The sequence below is a fragment of the Streptomyces sp. HUAS ZL42 genome, from assembly GCF_040782645.1.
Classification (GTDB): Bacteria; Actinomycetota; Actinomycetes; order Streptomycetales; family Streptomycetaceae; genus Streptomyces.
In genome coordinates this window covers 1,214,492-1,227,861 of the sequence record NZ_CP160403.1, presented here as the reverse complement: position 1 = coordinate 1,227,861, position 13,370 = coordinate 1,214,492, and the positions used below count along the sequence as shown (strand labels likewise).

Sequence of the window (13,370 nt, the reverse complement as noted above, 5' to 3'; positions counted from 1 at the left end):
TTATGCAGGAAACTATCCGCAAGAAAACCACTGCGGGAGGCAGGGGATGGGGGATTCGGTCGACCGGCACGTCGAGGTCTGGGCGAAGGAACTCGACTGGATGGACCCGGTCAAGGAGGCGATCTTCGCCCGTCTGGCGATCCTCGCGCGTCACGCCTCGCGGGCCCGGCGGGAGACCCTCGACTCCGACGGTCTGGGCCACGGTCAGTACAAGGTGCTGCTGACGCTGCGCAGACAGGGCCCGCCGTACGAGACGAGTCCCTCGCGCCTCGCCGACCTGCTGGGCCTGACCCGAGGAGCCCTCTCGGCGCGGCTCGGCCCGATCGAGGAGGCCGGGCTCATCGTGCGCACCCACGAGACGGGCGACCGTCGCCGGGTCCGCGTCCGGCTCACCGATGCCGGGCATGCCGCGTTCGAACAGCACGCGGCGTCCGAGGAAGCGGGCGAGGTCGCCCTCCTCGCAGCACTGACCTCAGAAGAGCAACAGACACTCGCCGAACTGCTGCGGAAGCTGGTCCTGGCAGTCGAAACCGGGCGGGGTGCGCCCGTCCCAGTCCCGCGCGGGCCGAGAAGGTCCAGGTCAACCGCGTGGTGACCTGGGCCCTCGCGGCTTTCCTGCCTACTCGTCCCATGCCTGGATCATGGTCTGGCCGAGGATTTTCCCGTCACGGAGCGTGATCATCGACTCGGCGAGGACGCGGACGCCGTCCGGGTACTCGCAGGACTCGCTGTAGGCGGCGCGGTCGCCCTGGATGATGCAGTCCTCCAGCTTGTGCGTCATCTCGCGGCCGTAGACGTCCTCGAGCAGTTCGCCGATCTCGTCCCGTCCGCGCAGGACCCTGGGGTGGCTGGGTTGGGTGTTGTGGTCCACGACGCGCAGTTCCGCGTCGTCCGCGTAGAGCGACAGAAGATTCGCCGCCGAGGTGCCTTCGACGCCCCTGCGCAGTGTCTCGGTGTCGAAGGCGGGAGTTGCCGCAGTGCCCATGGTGACCTCCTTCGAGACCCGTGGCCCGAACGGACAACGGGCCACCAGGGCCTCATTTCGAGAGTCCTCCGCCGCACCCTGCTCGGCAACCGCAGCCGGCCACCGGCCCACAAGGGTGAGGGCCGCCGCGCGCCCGTGTCCGCGGCGGCGCCGGTGCCGTTGGGCACTGCATGATCTCCACTCGACGTATCGTCGCCGTCGCCTGTCTCGCCGCCGGGGTCACGGGACTCGGCGCGCCCACGGCGAACGCCGCCAGCGCGGACACCCGGAACGCCGACAAACCGAACCCCGTCGCCCTCGTCGACTCGCTCGCCGCGAGCGACGTCCCCGTGGAGCGGCAGGACCGGGTTCCGCGGGTCTCCGAGCAGTTGTCGGGGATGAACCGCGTCCACGAACTGAACAAGTTGCACCAGGTCACCGACCTCGTCACGCCCGCCACCGGGTTCCTGCCCGCGGTCGAGGCCTGACACCCGCACGAACACCGCGAGGGCCGCCCGGGAATCCCGGACGGCCCTCGACGGTTCGTGAATGCCGCTTCACGGTATGGACAGCGTTCGCGCGGCCTCTGCCGTCACTCTGCCGTGGCCAGGAACTGTGTCGCCGCCAGCTCCGCGTACAGCGGGTCGGAGGCCACGAGTTCACGGTGCGTGCCCACCGCCCGGACACGGCCCGCGTCCATGACGACGATGCGGTCGGCCATCGTCACCGTGGACAACCGGTGGGCGACGACGAGCACCGTCGTCGTCCGGGCGACGTCGGCGACCGTGTCGCGCAGCGCGGCCTCGTTCACCGCGTCCAGCTGCGAGGTGGCCTCGTCGAGCAGCAGCAGCCGGGGGCGGCGCAGCAGGGCGCGAGCGATGGCCACACGCTGCCGCTCGCCGCCGGACAGTTTCGTGCCGCGGTGGCCGACGAGCGTGTCGAGGCCCTGCGGCAGCCGGGCGACCAGACCGTCGAGCCGGGTCGTCTTCAGCACGCGCTGCACGGCGTCCTCGTCCGCCTCCGGATTGCCCAGCAGCAGGTTGTCCCGCAGCGAACCCGACAGCACCGGTGCGTCCTGCTCCACGTAACCGATGGCGGAACGCAGTTGCGGCAGATCCCAGTCCGCCACGTTCCGCCCGTCCAGGGTGATGACACCGGAATCGGGGTCGTAGAACCGCTCGATGAGCGAGAAGACGGTGGTCTTGCCCGCTCCGGACGGTCCGACGAACGCCGTCATCCCCCGGGCCGGGACGGCGAACGTCACCCCGTGGTGGACGTCCGGCAGGTCGTCGGCGTACCGGAAGCGGACGTCCGCGAAAGCGAGCGAGGCAGGTCGGGTGTCGGCGGACGACAACGGGGCGGGCCGGGCCGGGGGTTCCGCGGGCAGGAGCAGCGCCTCCTGGATGCGGGTCAGCGCCGCGGAACCCGTCTGGTACTGCGTGATCGCGCCGACGACCTGCTGGATCGGCGACATCAGATAGAAGACGTACAGCAGAAAGGCGACCAGCGTGCCGACGTCGACGGCGCCGGTCGCGACCCGTGCCCCGCCCACCGCGAGCACCGTGATGAAGGCGATCTGCATGGCGAGACCGGCCGTGTTGCCCGCGGCCGCCGACCACTTGGCGGCCCGCACGCTCTGCCGCCAGGACTCCTCAGCCGCGGAGTGCAGGGTTTCCTCCTCCCGGTGCTCGGCACCGGACGCCTTCACCGTGCGCAGCGCGCCGAGGACCCGTTCCAGCGAGGCACCCATCACGCCGACCGCGTCCTGCGCCTGCCGGCTCGCCTTGTTGATGCGCGGCACGATCACGCCGAGGACCGTGCCCGCGCCGAGGACGACGGCCAGTGTGACACCCAGCAGCACCGGATCCACCAGCCCCATCATCACGACCGTCGCCACGAGCGTGAGGCCGCCGGTGCCCAGGCCGACCAGCGAGTCCGTCGTGACCTCCCGCAGCAGCGTCGTGTCGGAGGTGATGCGGGCCATCAGGTCGCCGGGCTCGCTGCGGTCCACGGCCGTGATCCGCAGCCTCAGCAGGTACGACGACAGCGAGCGGCGCGCGCCGAGGACCACCGACTCGGCGGTGCGCCGCAGCACGTACGAACCCAGCGCGCCCACCGCCGCGTTGGCGACCACGAGTCCCGACATGGCGAGCAACGCGCCCGATATCGCCCGGTCGTGCGCCAGGTCGTCGATCAGTCCCCGCGCCACGAGCGGCAGCAGCAGCCCCGTGGCCCCGGTGACCAGCGACAGCACCGCCCCCGCCACCAGCGCCCACCGGTGCGGCCGTACGTAGTCGAGCAGCAGCCGCCACGGTGGCCGGCCGGTCTGTGTCTCTGCGATGGTCACGGTGCTCCTAGGCGGGTGGGGCGGAGCATTCAGGCTACGTCGGGCGCATGCGTGCCGTGGCGCTTCCGACACCGTGCCGGCGCCGCCGGAGCGGCGCCCACTTCGGCGGTACGGGGCCGGTTGTGCGGCAGTTCGCCGGCAGGGATGCCGGACGGGTCCTCCGGCGACGCCCGCGGACAGCAACTGCCAGGCCGCGTACAGCAGTCCGAGGCCCGGACCGCGTTTGGCCCAGGGTGCGGGTAAAATACCCCCAAGGGTATGTAGAGGAGTGGTCGTGGAGCTGCAGTTCGAGGGTGATGAGCTCAAGTCGGTGCTGAACCGGCTGCGCCGGGCGCAGGGGCAGATCTCCGGTGTGATCAAGATGATCGAGGAGGGACGCGACTGCGAGGACGTCGTCACCCAGCTCGCCGCGGCGTCTCGCGCTCTCGACCGGGCCGGCTTCGCGATCATCGCGACCGGGCTGCAGCAGTGCCTGACCGACCCCGGGCGCAGCGGGGCGAACGGCGAGAGCGCGGAGCAGATGAAGGCGCGGCTGGAGAAACTGTTCCTGTCGCTCGCGTGACGCGGACCGTCCCCTGACCGGCGAACTGCGGAGAATTACCCCCGGGGGGTATTTTGAGCACCTGCCAGAGGTGATCCATGCCGTTACCGATCAGTCACGCGTAGGGTCGGAACCGACTGAGAGCCGCAGATGAAAGGGGCAGCGCCATGGCGCAGGAAGTTCGCGGCGTGATCGCACCGGGCAAGGACGAGCCGGTTCGCGTGGAGACGATCCTGGTACCCGACCCGGGTCCTGGTGAGGCCGTCGTGCAGGTGCAGGCCTGCGGTGTCTGTCACACCGACCTGCACTACAAGCAGGGCGGCATCTCGGACGAGTTCCCCTTCCTCCTCGGGCACGAGGCGGCGGGTGTGGTGGAGTCGGTGGGGGAGGGCGTCACCGATGTCGCCCCCGGCGACTTCGTGATCCTCAACTGGCGTGCGGTGTGCGGCAATTGCCGGGCCTGCCTGCGCGGACGGCCGTGGTACTGCTTCAACACCCACAACGCGAAGCAGAAGATGACCCTGGCCGACGGCACCGAGCTGTCCCCGGCGCTGGGGATCGGCGCGTTCGCGGAGAAGACGCTGGTGGCGGCGGGGCAGTGCACCAAGGTGGATCCGTCGGTGGCGCCGCAGGTGGCGGGGCTGCTGGGGTGCGGGGTGATGGCGGGCATCGGTGCCGCGATCAACACGGGCAACGTCGGACGCGGTGACAGCGTGGCGGTGATCGGCTGCGGCGGCGTCGGGGACGCGGCGATCGCCGGATCGCGGCTGGCGGGGGCGGCGAGGATCATCGCTGTGGACATCGACGACCGCAAGCTCGAGAAGGCGCGGTCGATGGGCGCCACCCACACGGTCAATTCGAGGCAGACCGATGCGGTGGAGGCGATCAGGGAGCTGACCGGCGGCTTCGGTGCGGACGTGGTGATCGAGGCGGTGGGCCGCCCGGAGACGTACAAGCAGGCGTTCTACGGCCGCGACCTGGCCGGCACGGTCGTCCTCGTCGGTGTGCCCACGCCGGAGATGAAGCTCGAACTGCCGCTGCTGGACGTGTTCGGCCGGGGCGGTGCGCTGAAGTCGTCCTGGTACGGCGACTGCCTGCCCAGCCGCGACTTCCCCATGCTGATCGACCTGCACCTGCAGGGCCGTCTCGACCTGGCCGCGTTCGTCACCGAGACCATCGCGCTGGACGAGGTGGAGAAGGCGTTCGAGCGGATGCACGGCGGCGACGTACTGCGCTCGGTGGTGGTCCTGTGACCGCCCGGGTACGCATCGAACGCCTTGTCACCACAGGGCAGTTCAGCCTCGACGGCGGCACGTGGGACGTCGACAACAACGTGTGGATCGTCGGCGACGACCACGAGGCGATCGTCATCGACGCCGCCCACGACGCCGACGCAATCGCCGAAGCCCTGGGTGAACGTCGCCTGACCGCCATCGTGTGCACCCACGCCCACAACGACCACATCAACGCCGCACCCGCCCTCGCCGACCGCACCGGCGCGACGATCCGGCTGCACCCCGACGACCTGCCCCTGTGGAAGCTGACCCACCCCGACCGGGACCCCGACGCCGAGCTGGCCGACGGCCAGGTGATCGAGGTGGCAGGCACCGACCTGACGGTCCTGCACACCCCCGGGCACGCACCGGGTGCGGTCTGTCTCCACGCCCCGGGGCTCGGCACGCTCTTCACCGGAGACACCCTGTTCAAGGGAGGGCCGGGCGCCACCGGCCGCTCCTACTCCCACTTCCCGACGATCATCACCTCGATCCGCGACCGCCTGCTCACCCTCCCACCCGAGACGAAGGTCCTCACCGGCCACGGCGATGCAACGACCATCGGCGCCGAGGCCCCGCACCTCGAAGAATGGATCGACCGGGGGCACTGACCCCGAAATCCCCTTCGGCCCGGGCGCGGCGCGACACTACGATCACCGGTCATGACCACCGACACGCTCCTGACCCTTCATGGCGTACGTGTCCTGCACTGTGCCCCCGACGGCCCGCCGCTCGACTCGGAGCGGGCGGCGCTCGATCTCATCGGCGACGCGATGGGGCAGGACGCGGAGCTGGTCGCGGTGCCCGTGGAACGGGTCGCGGAGGAGTTCTTCCGGCTGCGGTCGGGTGTCGCGGGCGCGGTCATACAGAAGTTCGTGAACTACAGGATCCGGCTGGCCGTCGTCGGCGACGTCTCGCGGCACGTCGCCGAGAGCACGTCCCTGCGTGACTTCGTCCGCGAGACCAACGGCGGCGGCCGGATCTGGTTCGTGCCGACCGACGACGAGCTGGACACCAGATTGAGCCCGGCCGGGTGACGGCAGCGGAACCGGCCGTGTGAGCGTCCGTAAAGCCGACAGAAGATGTCCGGTTTCCCCGCCACTCTCGAAAGCGACAGCACTCGCACGAGAACGGGAGGTCGGACATGCCGGAGCCGCTGAAGGGCAAGGTGGCGCTCGTCGCCGGGGCGACGCGGGGGGCGGGGCGTGGGATCGCCGTGGAGCTCGGGGCGGCGGGCGCCACCGTCTACGTCACCGGTCGCAGCACGCGCGCCCGGCGTTCCGAGTACGACCGCCCCGAGACCATCGAGGACACCGCCGACCTCGTCACCGAGGCAGGCGGCAAGGGGATCGCCGTACCCACCGACCACCTCGACCCGGCGCAGGTCCGCACGCTGGTCGACCGCATCGCCGGCGAGCAGGGGCGCCTCGACGTCCTCGTCAACGACATCTGGGGCGGCGAGACCCTCTTCGAATGGGACACCCCCGTCTGGGAGCATGACCTCGACAACGGGCTCCGGCTGCTCCGGCTCGCGGTCGAGACGCACGCGATCACCAGCCACCACGTCCTGCCGCTGCTCCTGCGCCAACCCGGCGGACTGGTGGTCGAGATGACCGACGGCACCGCCGCGTACAACCGTGACACCTACCGCGTGAACTTCTTCTACGACCTCGCCAAGGCCTCCGTCCTGCGCATGGCGTTCGCCCTCGGCCACGAACTCGGCCCGCGCGGTGCCACCGCCGTCGCGCTCACGCCGGGCTGGCTGCGCTCGGAGATGATGCTCGAGAACTTCGGGGTGCGGGAGGACAACTGGCGGGACGCCCTCGAGCGCGTCCCGCACTTCGCCATCTCCGAGACCCCGCGCTACGTGGGACGCGCCGTCGTCGCCCTCGCCGCCGACCCCGACGTGGCCCGCTTCAACGGCGGATCCCTCTCCAGTGGCGGCCTCGCCCAGGTGTACGGCTTCACGGACCTCGACGGCAGCCGTCCCGACGCCTGGCGCTACCTCGTGGAGGTCCAGGACGCGGGCAAACCGGCGGACACGACCGGCTACCGCTGAGGAGGCACCGGTTCCGCGGCGCGGACGGGCCAACGCGCCGAGTGGCCGGGCGGGAGGCCGAGGTCCTCCCGCACTGCCGCGTAGTACCGCTCACGTCCGGCGCGTTGCCGGTCCAGCAGCGCCTGCCAGGCCTGCGGATCCCGCCTGCCCTCCCGCACGAACCGCTCCATCTCCATCGCCGTCACGACCCATGCCCGTGCCTGTTCCACCACCGCGGGGCTGCCCAGCATGATCAGCGCCTCACCCGAGGGATCCCGTCCCGTGTTCGCCTCGGCCAGCAGCGGCTTGGCTTCTTCGAGGGTGAGGGGGTCCGGGTGCGTCCCGTTGCCGAGTTCGGAGGCGACTCGGTACGTCACCGTGACCGTCTTCTTCACCGACTGCGCGTAGTCGGCGTACACCGCGAGCCGCCGCTCCTCCCAGCGGGCCGCCTGCTCGCGCCGGAACCGGACCTGGTCGCCCCGCACGACCACCAGATACGAGCCGAGGGCGCCGATCACGACGCCGACGAGGGCGGGGAGTTGCTGTATGAACGCGGACATGGACGCACGGTATCTGCCCCGGTGATCGTCGCCGCACTACCGTCGACTCCATGACAGAGACGCGGCGTTTTTGATGCCGTAGGGGACAGTCGGGAGCGCGACAAGGTGTGAACACCGCCGAGCTGAGCAGGCTCAGCCGTTCACGGCCGAGAAGGTGACCGTTTCGTCACAGCCCTACCCGGCGTACAACCGACGCCCCGGCGCACGTGTCTAGTTGGCAGAGATCGCAGGACAACGTGCACGGGAAAGGCACGCAATGGGGGACATACGCAGACGAGGGGCCGTCGCCCTCGGCATCACCGGACTGGTCGCACCGCTCACGCTCGCGCTGGGCAGCGCGCCCGCGCAGGCGGCCGCGAGTTGCACCACGAAGACCGGCCCGTACCAGAAGCAGGTGGAGAAGTTCCTCGGCCGCCCGGTCGACGGAAAGCAGTCGGCCGCCGACTGCAAGGCCATCCAGGCCTTCCAGAACAAGCACGGCATCACCCCGAACATCGGCTACGCGGGCCCCGTCACCTGGGGTGTGATGGACCTGATGCTGAAGCAGAAGGCCGTGGGGAAGAACCCCAACAAGGACGGCAAGTGCCCGGTGAACAAGGGCCGTATCGCCTGTGTGAACCTCACGCTCCAGCTGAGCTGGATCCAGGACGGCAAGAAGCTCGTCTACGGGCCGGTGCCGGTCCGTACCGGCCGTAACGGGTACGAGACCCGCACCGGCCTGAAGAAGATCTACTGGCGGCACATCGACCACGTCTCGACCATCTACAACGTGCCCATGCCCTACAGCCAGTTCTTCGACGGCGGCCAGGCCTTCCACTCGGTCGGCGTGAGCATGTGGAACCCGCCGGGCTCGCACGGCTGCGTCAACATGACCAAGACCGCAGCCAAGACGTACTGGTCGCTGCTGAAGAAGGGCGACGACGTGTTCGTGTACGGCCGCAAGCCGGGCACCTGACGCAGCTCGGGCACCCGGCCGGCAAGGGGGCGGGCGTCACGCCTCGGGCGCGTCCCCGAAGTCCGGGATCTCCAGCCTGACCCCGCCCTGCCGCGCGGACTCGTGCGCGATGATGCCCGGCAGGGTGTAGCGGGCCGCCACCCAGGCGTTCACCGACGGCAGTGTCCGCGCGTTGACGGCGGTCACGAAGTCGTCGACCAGGAAGTGGTGGCTGCCCTCGTGCCCGTTGTGCAGGTTGTCGAACTCCCGCGGCAGACGCGAGCGGTCGTGCACCGGAGCCGAGCCCGATGTGAAGGCGGCCCGCAGATCCGGGGCGATGTGCTGCAGTGACGGGTCGTCAGGGGACATGGTGGGCTTGGGTTCGAGGAGCTCGCTGATGTCCTTGACCCCGTTCTTGTCCTGCCACAGGGCGACCGTCGCGAGTTGCTCCATGCTCGCCTCCGTGCCGAAGAATCGGAAGCGCGACTCCCGGATGTGGGAGGGGTAGCCCACGCGCCGGAACTCGTTCGTACGGAACGAACCGCCGCCCGCCACCTCGAACAGCGCGCTCGCGTTGGACACGTCGTTGTCGAACTGGCTGACGGACCGGTCGAAGACGCCGTCGCCGCGGTCGTCGACGACTCCGATCGCCGACACGCTCACCGCATGCGTCTGCCAGGCGCCCAGCACACCGCCCACCGCGTGCGTCGGATAGAGCAGCGGGGGATAACTGGCGGTGGCCTTCCAGTTGTCGCCGCCGCTGTACTGGTACGCCTCGTAGAAGCCCAGGTCCATGTCGTGGACGTAGTCGCCCTCGGCGTAGAAGATCCGCCCGAAGGCGCCCTCGGCGATCTGGTTGCGGGCGTGCACGGTCGCCGGGTTGTACTGGCTGGTCTCGCCCATCATGTAGGTCAGCCCGGTCGCCTTGACCGTGTCGATGATCGCGGCGATCTCCTCGGTGGTGATCGCCATGGGGACGGCCGAGTACACGTGCTTGCCCGCGTTGAGGCCCTGGAGCACCAGCGGGCCGTGGGTCCAGCGCTGGGTGAAGACGGCGACGGCGTCGACCGCCTTCGACTCCAGCATCGCCTTGTACGAGGGGAACGTGCCGCTGAGTCCCTCCGCGGCGGCGAGCTGCTCGGCCCGTTCGGGCAGCAGGTCGGTGACGTAGACGTCGCTGACGCCGGGGTGGGCCAGGAACAGCTTGGCGAACTGGCCGGAGAACTGGCCGGCGCCGACGATGCCGAGCGAGAACGACATGTAAGGCGTGCCCTTCATGGGTCGAGTGACGGGTCGAGTCACTGGTCGAGGATCAGGTTGATCTGGTCGGTGGTCTTGCCGAGGCTGCTCACGGACTTGCCGTTGCCGTAGATGTCCTGCATGGCGGGGTGCATCAGCGCGAACACGTCCGCCGCGTAGTTGGTGATCGGATAGGAGAAGGTGGTGAAGTCCTTCTTGTCGGCGACCGGCTGGGTGAAGGCCGTGACGTCGATGCCCTTCTTCCTGTACGCGGCCACCGCGGCCTTCGTGCCGTCGGGTGTGGCCGGGAAGACGATCCCGTAACCGCCCACGGTCTTCTGGCACTCGTTCGATGCGAGGTACTGCACCCACTTCCTGGCGCCCGCCTTGTTGTGGGCGTTCCTGGTGATGGAGTCGGCGAGGCCGTTCATCATCGTGGCGCGCTTGCCGGTGGGACCGACCGGGGTGAAGGCCGTGCCGACCTTGACGCCCTTGAATCCGTAGTACGTCGAGATCATCCAGGCCCCGTCGAAGGCGGCGGCGGCCTTGCCCGCTGCGAGCTGCGCGTTGGCCGGGTTGGCGCCCGCGCTGTAGTCCGTGAGCGGGGCCATGTACCCCTTCCTCGCCAGGCCGAAGTACCACTTGATCACGGACTGGAACGTCTTGTCGTCGTAGTGGTACTCGGTGCCCCACCGCTTCTTGTCGGTGTAGGTCCAGCCCGCGGAGGCGGCGAAGTTGCTCCACTGCGTCTGGCCGTCACCGTCTCCGGCGCCGGCGGTCGCGAGGCCGTACACCTTCACGTTGTTCTTGTCGAAGCCGGGCTCGTCCCCGCGCTTGCCGTTCTTGTCGACGGTGAGATGCGCGACGGCCTTCTCGAAGGTGCCGCCGTCCTTCTGGTTCCAGGAGAGGCTGCCCAGCTCCTGCGCCGTGAGCCCGGCTGCCTCGAGCATCTTCTGGTTGTAGAAGAGGGCCACGGTGTCCCAGTCCTTGGGGGCGCCGTAGCGGTGTCCGTCCTGGCCGATCCAGTTGGCGGCGAGCCCGGACTGGTAGTCCGACTCGTCGATGCCCAGGTCGTCGAGCGGCTCGAGCACCTTGAGATCGGCGAACTGGCCGAACTTCTGGATGTGGTCGGTGAACACGTCCGGTTCGGTGCCCGCGATGAAGCTCGCGGTGAGCTTGGTCCAGTACTCGTCCCAGCCCATCTGCGTGATCTCGACCTCGAGGCCGGGGTTCTCCTTCTCGAAGGCCTTCGCACACGCCTGGTAGGCGGGCAGCTGGTTGGCGTCCCAGAGCCAGTACGTCACCGTGTTCGCGCCCGACCCGGCCGCGCCGCCCTTGGCGCACCCGGCGGCGAGGGACAGCGCCAGCGCCCCGGTCATCGCCACGACCGTACGCATACGAACTCGCATCCCTGTCCCCTTACTTGATCCCGGTGAAGCTGATGGAGCTGACGATGCGGCGCGCGAAGAAGCCGAAGAGCACGAGCATCGGGAGCGCGGCGATGAGCGTGGCGGCCATCAGGCCGGACCAGTCGTAACCGGTCTGCGGGGTCTGCGCCCGGAAGATCGCCAGGGCCACGGTGAGCACCCGCGAGCTGTCGCTGTAGGACACCATCAGCGGCCAGAAGTAGTCGTTCCAGGAGGTGATGTACGTCAGCACGCCCAGCGTGAGGATGGGCGTGGACGCCATCGGCAGCATCACCCGGAAGAAGATCCGTATCTTCCCGGCGCCGTCGAGGAGGGCCGCCTCCTCGACCTCCCGGGGCACGTTCATGAAGAACTGCCGGAGGAAGAACACCGCGAACGGCGTCATGAACATCGTCGGCAGGGCGATGCCCAGCAGGTTGTCCACCAGGCCGAGTTGCTTGATGAGCACGAAGTTCGGCAGCAGGGTGAAGATGGTCGGCACCATCAGGCCGGCCAGGAACAGTCCGAACACCTTGTCCCGGCCGCGCCACCGCAGCCGGGCGAAGGCGTAGGCGGCCATGGAGGAGAAGAAGATCTGGCAGACGGTGATCAGGGTGGAGACGACCACCGAATTGATCAGATAGCGCCAGAACCTCAGCCCGCCGCCCGCGCCGCCCTGCGCGATGGCCTCCTTGGTGGACTGCAGGCCCAGGGCCCGCTCGAAGCCGCCGCCGGTGAGACCGGTGGGCAGGGGATCGCCGGGGTGGGCGGCCAGCGAGGTGTTGGTGGACAGCGCGGTGCGCAGGATCCAGTAGAACGGCAGCAGGGTGATGAGCACGATCGCGGCCATCACCGCCCAGGCCACGATCCGGCCCAGGGAGGGCCGGCGCCTGATCCGCCGTAGGGTCGTCGTGGTTGCCACGGCAGCCATGTCGGTCTCCTCCCCGTCAGCCGAGGTCGGTCTGGCCGGCCCGGGTGAGCCGGTACTGGACGACGGTGATCGCGCTCAGCACGACGAGCAGCGCGACGGACATCGCGGACGCGTAGCCGAACTGGAAGCGGCCGAACGCGGCGCCGTAGATGTAGTACTGAAGGACGTTGGTGGCGTTCGCCGGTCCGCCCTGCGTGGTGACGGCGACCGTGTCGAACACCTGGAACGAGCCGATCACCGTCATGATCAGCACCACCGCGAGCACCGGGCGCAGCAGCGGCATCGTGATCCGCCAGAACATCCGCCACTCGCTCGCGCCGTCGACCTTCGCCGCCTCGTACATGTCGTTCGGGATGGCCTGCAGACCGGCGAACAGCAGCAGTGCGGTGTAGCCCACGTGCCGCCACACGTTGATGAGCGCGATCGTCGGGATCGCCCAGGTCTCGTCGGCGAGGAACGGGATGCGGTCGAACCCGAGCGCGGAGATGATCTCGTTGCCGATACCGAGCTGGGTGTCGAGGATCCAGAGCCAGACGATGCCGGCGACGACGTTCGACATCAGATACGGCGTGAGCACGATCCCGCGCAGCAGTGCGGACTGTGTCAGCCGCTGCAGCAGTACGGCTACGGCGAGGGCGGTCACCGTCTGCACACCGATGTTGATGATCACGTACGCGACCGTGACCTGCAGTGAGTCCCAGAAGATCGGGTCGTGGACCATCCGGTCGTAGTTGTCGAGACCCACCCACTCCGCGGGCGTCAGCAGGTTGAAGCGGGTGAAGCTCAGGTAGATGCCCCGCAGCGTCGGCCAGAGCAGGAAGACCAGGAAGCCCAGGAGGGCCGGGGCGAGGAACACCGCGGCGAGCCGTCCGTCGCCCTGTCCTTCCCGGGAACCTGCCCTGCTCGTCCGGGTTTTCGTCCGTGCCTCCGTGGCGCCGCTCAGCGGCAGACGCGACGGAGGGCTGCTGGAGGCGATGGTCATCGGGAGACTCCCTCGTCCGCGGCGGCTCGTACGGCCACTTACTTTTGAGGCGAAAGAATCCATGCGTCAAGGGGCCTGCAAACATCTTTTGCATCGGACTGTTGCGGGCCTACAGTGACCTGAATACTTCCAACGCGAAATAAATTGTTGTGGG

General features: G+C 69.1%; 15 protein-coding genes. 8 read left to right on the top strand and 7 right to left on the bottom strand.

Going from position 1 to position 13,370, the window contains the following annotated elements:
* Positions 1–46: 46 nt before the first annotated feature.
* Positions 47–595 (top strand): MarR family winged helix-turn-helix transcriptional regulator, encoded by a 549-nt coding sequence (locus ABZO29_RS05835; RefSeq protein WP_367319045.1) that lies wholly within the window; start codon positions 47–49, stop codon positions 593–595.
* Between the two features lie 24 nt (positions 596–619).
* On the opposite strand, the gene ABZO29_RS05830 is transcribed toward ABZO29_RS05835, so the two are convergent.
* Positions 620–985, bottom strand: a complete 366-nt coding sequence (locus tag ABZO29_RS05830) for a nuclear transport factor 2 family protein (protein WP_367319044.1) — start codon at positions 983–985, stop codon at positions 620–622.
* A 170-nt stretch (positions 986–1,155) separates the two neighbouring features.
* Between ABZO29_RS05830 and ABZO29_RS05825 the strand changes: the two genes are divergently transcribed.
* Positions 1,156–1,452, top strand: a complete 297-nt coding sequence (locus ABZO29_RS05825) for a hypothetical protein (RefSeq protein WP_367319043.1) — start codon at positions 1,156–1,158, stop codon at positions 1,450–1,452.
* A gap of 104 nt (positions 1,453–1,556) precedes the next feature.
* On the opposite strand, the gene ABZO29_RS05820 is transcribed toward ABZO29_RS05825, so the two are convergent.
* The gene (locus ABZO29_RS05820) at positions 1,557–3,311 is read right to left on the bottom strand and encodes an ABC transporter ATP-binding protein (protein ID WP_367319042.1); all 1,755 of its coding nucleotides are present in this window, start codon (positions 3,309–3,311) and stop codon (positions 1,557–1,559) included.
* A 274-nt stretch (positions 3,312–3,585) separates the two neighbouring features.
* On the opposite strand from ABZO29_RS05820, the gene ABZO29_RS05815 reads away from it, so the two are divergent.
* From ABZO29_RS05815 to ABZO29_RS05795, 5 genes are all read left to right on the top strand, one after another.
* Entirely contained in the window at positions 3,586–3,873 is a 288-nt protein-coding gene (locus ABZO29_RS05815; RefSeq protein ID WP_367319041.1) for a metal-sensitive transcriptional regulator, read from the top strand.
* A 146-nt stretch (positions 3,874–4,019) separates the two neighbouring features.
* Positions 4,020–5,105, top strand: a complete 1,086-nt coding sequence (locus ABZO29_RS05810; RefSeq protein WP_367319040.1) for an S-(hydroxymethyl)mycothiol dehydrogenase — start codon at positions 4,020–4,022, stop codon at positions 5,103–5,105.
* Complete coding sequence (locus tag ABZO29_RS05805; RefSeq protein WP_367319039.1) at positions 5,102–5,737, top strand: MBL fold metallo-hydrolase; 636 nt, start codon at positions 5,102–5,104, stop codon at positions 5,735–5,737. Before ABZO29_RS05810 ends, ABZO29_RS05805 begins: the two co-directional genes overlap by 4 nt.
* 51 nt (positions 5,738–5,788) lie before the next feature.
* The gene (locus ABZO29_RS05800) at positions 5,789–6,163 is read left to right on the top strand and encodes a DUF4180 domain-containing protein (protein ID WP_367319038.1); all 375 of its coding nucleotides are present in this window, start codon (positions 5,789–5,791) and stop codon (positions 6,161–6,163) included.
* Positions 6,164–6,270: 107 nt separating this feature from the next.
* Positions 6,271–7,185 (top strand): SDR family oxidoreductase, encoded by a 915-nt coding sequence (locus ABZO29_RS05795; RefSeq protein WP_367319037.1) that lies wholly within the window; start codon positions 6,271–6,273, stop codon positions 7,183–7,185.
* Here the strand turns inward: ABZO29_RS05795 and ABZO29_RS05790 are convergent.
* The gene (locus ABZO29_RS05790) at positions 7,176–7,724 is read right to left on the bottom strand and encodes a hypothetical protein (RefSeq protein ID WP_367319036.1); all 549 of its coding nucleotides are present in this window, start codon (positions 7,722–7,724) and stop codon (positions 7,176–7,178) included. The genes ABZO29_RS05795 and ABZO29_RS05790 overlap by 10 nt on opposite strands.
* A gap of 256 nt (positions 7,725–7,980) precedes the next feature.
* Here ABZO29_RS05790 and ABZO29_RS05785 point away from each other — a divergent pair, with 256 nt between their 5' ends.
* Positions 7,981–8,679, top strand: a complete 699-nt coding sequence (locus ABZO29_RS05785) for a L,D-transpeptidase family protein (protein ID WP_367319035.1) — start codon at positions 7,981–7,983, stop codon at positions 8,677–8,679.
* 36 nt (positions 8,680–8,715) lie between these two features.
* On the opposite strand, the gene ABZO29_RS05780 is transcribed toward ABZO29_RS05785, so the two are convergent.
* The 4 genes from ABZO29_RS05780 to ABZO29_RS05765 are packed head-to-tail and all read right to left on the bottom strand — an operon-like array spanning position 8,716 to position 13,216.
* Positions 8,716–9,918: a Gfo/Idh/MocA family protein gene (locus ABZO29_RS05780; RefSeq protein WP_367326058.1), complete on the bottom strand. Its 1,203-nt coding sequence runs from the start codon at positions 9,916–9,918 to the stop codon at positions 8,716–8,718.
* Positions 9,919–9,956: 38 nt separating this feature from the next.
* Positions 9,957–11,294: a sugar ABC transporter substrate-binding protein gene (locus tag ABZO29_RS05775; protein WP_367319034.1), complete on the bottom strand. Its 1,338-nt coding sequence runs from the start codon at positions 11,292–11,294 to the stop codon at positions 9,957–9,959.
* Between the two features lie 22 nt (positions 11,295–11,316).
* A complete protein-coding gene (locus ABZO29_RS05770; protein WP_367319033.1) occupies positions 11,317–12,234 on the bottom strand; it encodes a carbohydrate ABC transporter permease in 918 nt (305 codons plus the stop codon).
* Between the two features lie 16 nt (positions 12,235–12,250).
* A complete protein-coding gene (locus tag ABZO29_RS05765) occupies positions 12,251–13,216 on the bottom strand; it encodes a carbohydrate ABC transporter permease (RefSeq protein WP_367319032.1) in 966 nt (321 codons plus the stop codon).
* Positions 13,217–13,370 lie beyond the last annotated feature (154 nt).

Coding starts and splice junctions, on each gene's coding strand:
- ABZO29_RS05835 (WP_367319045.1), top strand. CDS start 47: ATGGGGGATTCGGTCGACCGGCACGTCGAGGTCTGGGCGAAGGAACTC.
- ABZO29_RS05825 (WP_367319043.1), top strand. CDS start 1,156: ATGATCTCCACTCGACGTATCGTCGCCGTCGCCTGTCTCGCCGCCGGG.
- ABZO29_RS05790 (WP_367319036.1), bottom strand. CDS start 7,724: ATGTCCGCGTTCATACAGCAACTCCCCGCCCTCGTCGGCGTCGTGATC.
- ABZO29_RS05800 (WP_367319038.1), top strand. CDS start 5,789: ATGACCACCGACACGCTCCTGACCCTTCATGGCGTACGTGTCCTGCAC.
- ABZO29_RS05830 (WP_367319044.1), bottom strand. CDS start 985: ATGGGCACTGCGGCAACTCCCGCCTTCGACACCGAGACACTGCGCAGG.
- ABZO29_RS05810 (WP_367319040.1), top strand. CDS start 4,020: ATGGCGCAGGAAGTTCGCGGCGTGATCGCACCGGGCAAGGACGAGCCG.
- ABZO29_RS05795 (WP_367319037.1), top strand. CDS start 6,271: ATGCCGGAGCCGCTGAAGGGCAAGGTGGCGCTCGTCGCCGGGGCGACG.
- ABZO29_RS05765 (WP_367319032.1), bottom strand. CDS start 13,216: ATGACCATCGCCTCCAGCAGCCCTCCGTCGCGTCTGCCGCTGAGCGGC.
- ABZO29_RS05775 (WP_367319034.1), bottom strand. CDS start 11,294: ATGCGTACGGTCGTGGCGATGACCGGGGCGCTGGCGCTGTCCCTCGCC.
- ABZO29_RS05780 (WP_367326058.1), bottom strand. CDS start 9,918: ATGTCGTTCTCGCTCGGCATCGTCGGCGCCGGCCAGTTCTCCGGCCAG.
- ABZO29_RS05785 (WP_367319035.1), top strand. CDS start 7,981: ATGGGGGACATACGCAGACGAGGGGCCGTCGCCCTCGGCATCACCGGA.
- ABZO29_RS05770 (WP_367319033.1), bottom strand. CDS start 12,234: ATGGCTGCCGTGGCAACCACGACGACCCTACGGCGGATCAGGCGCCGG.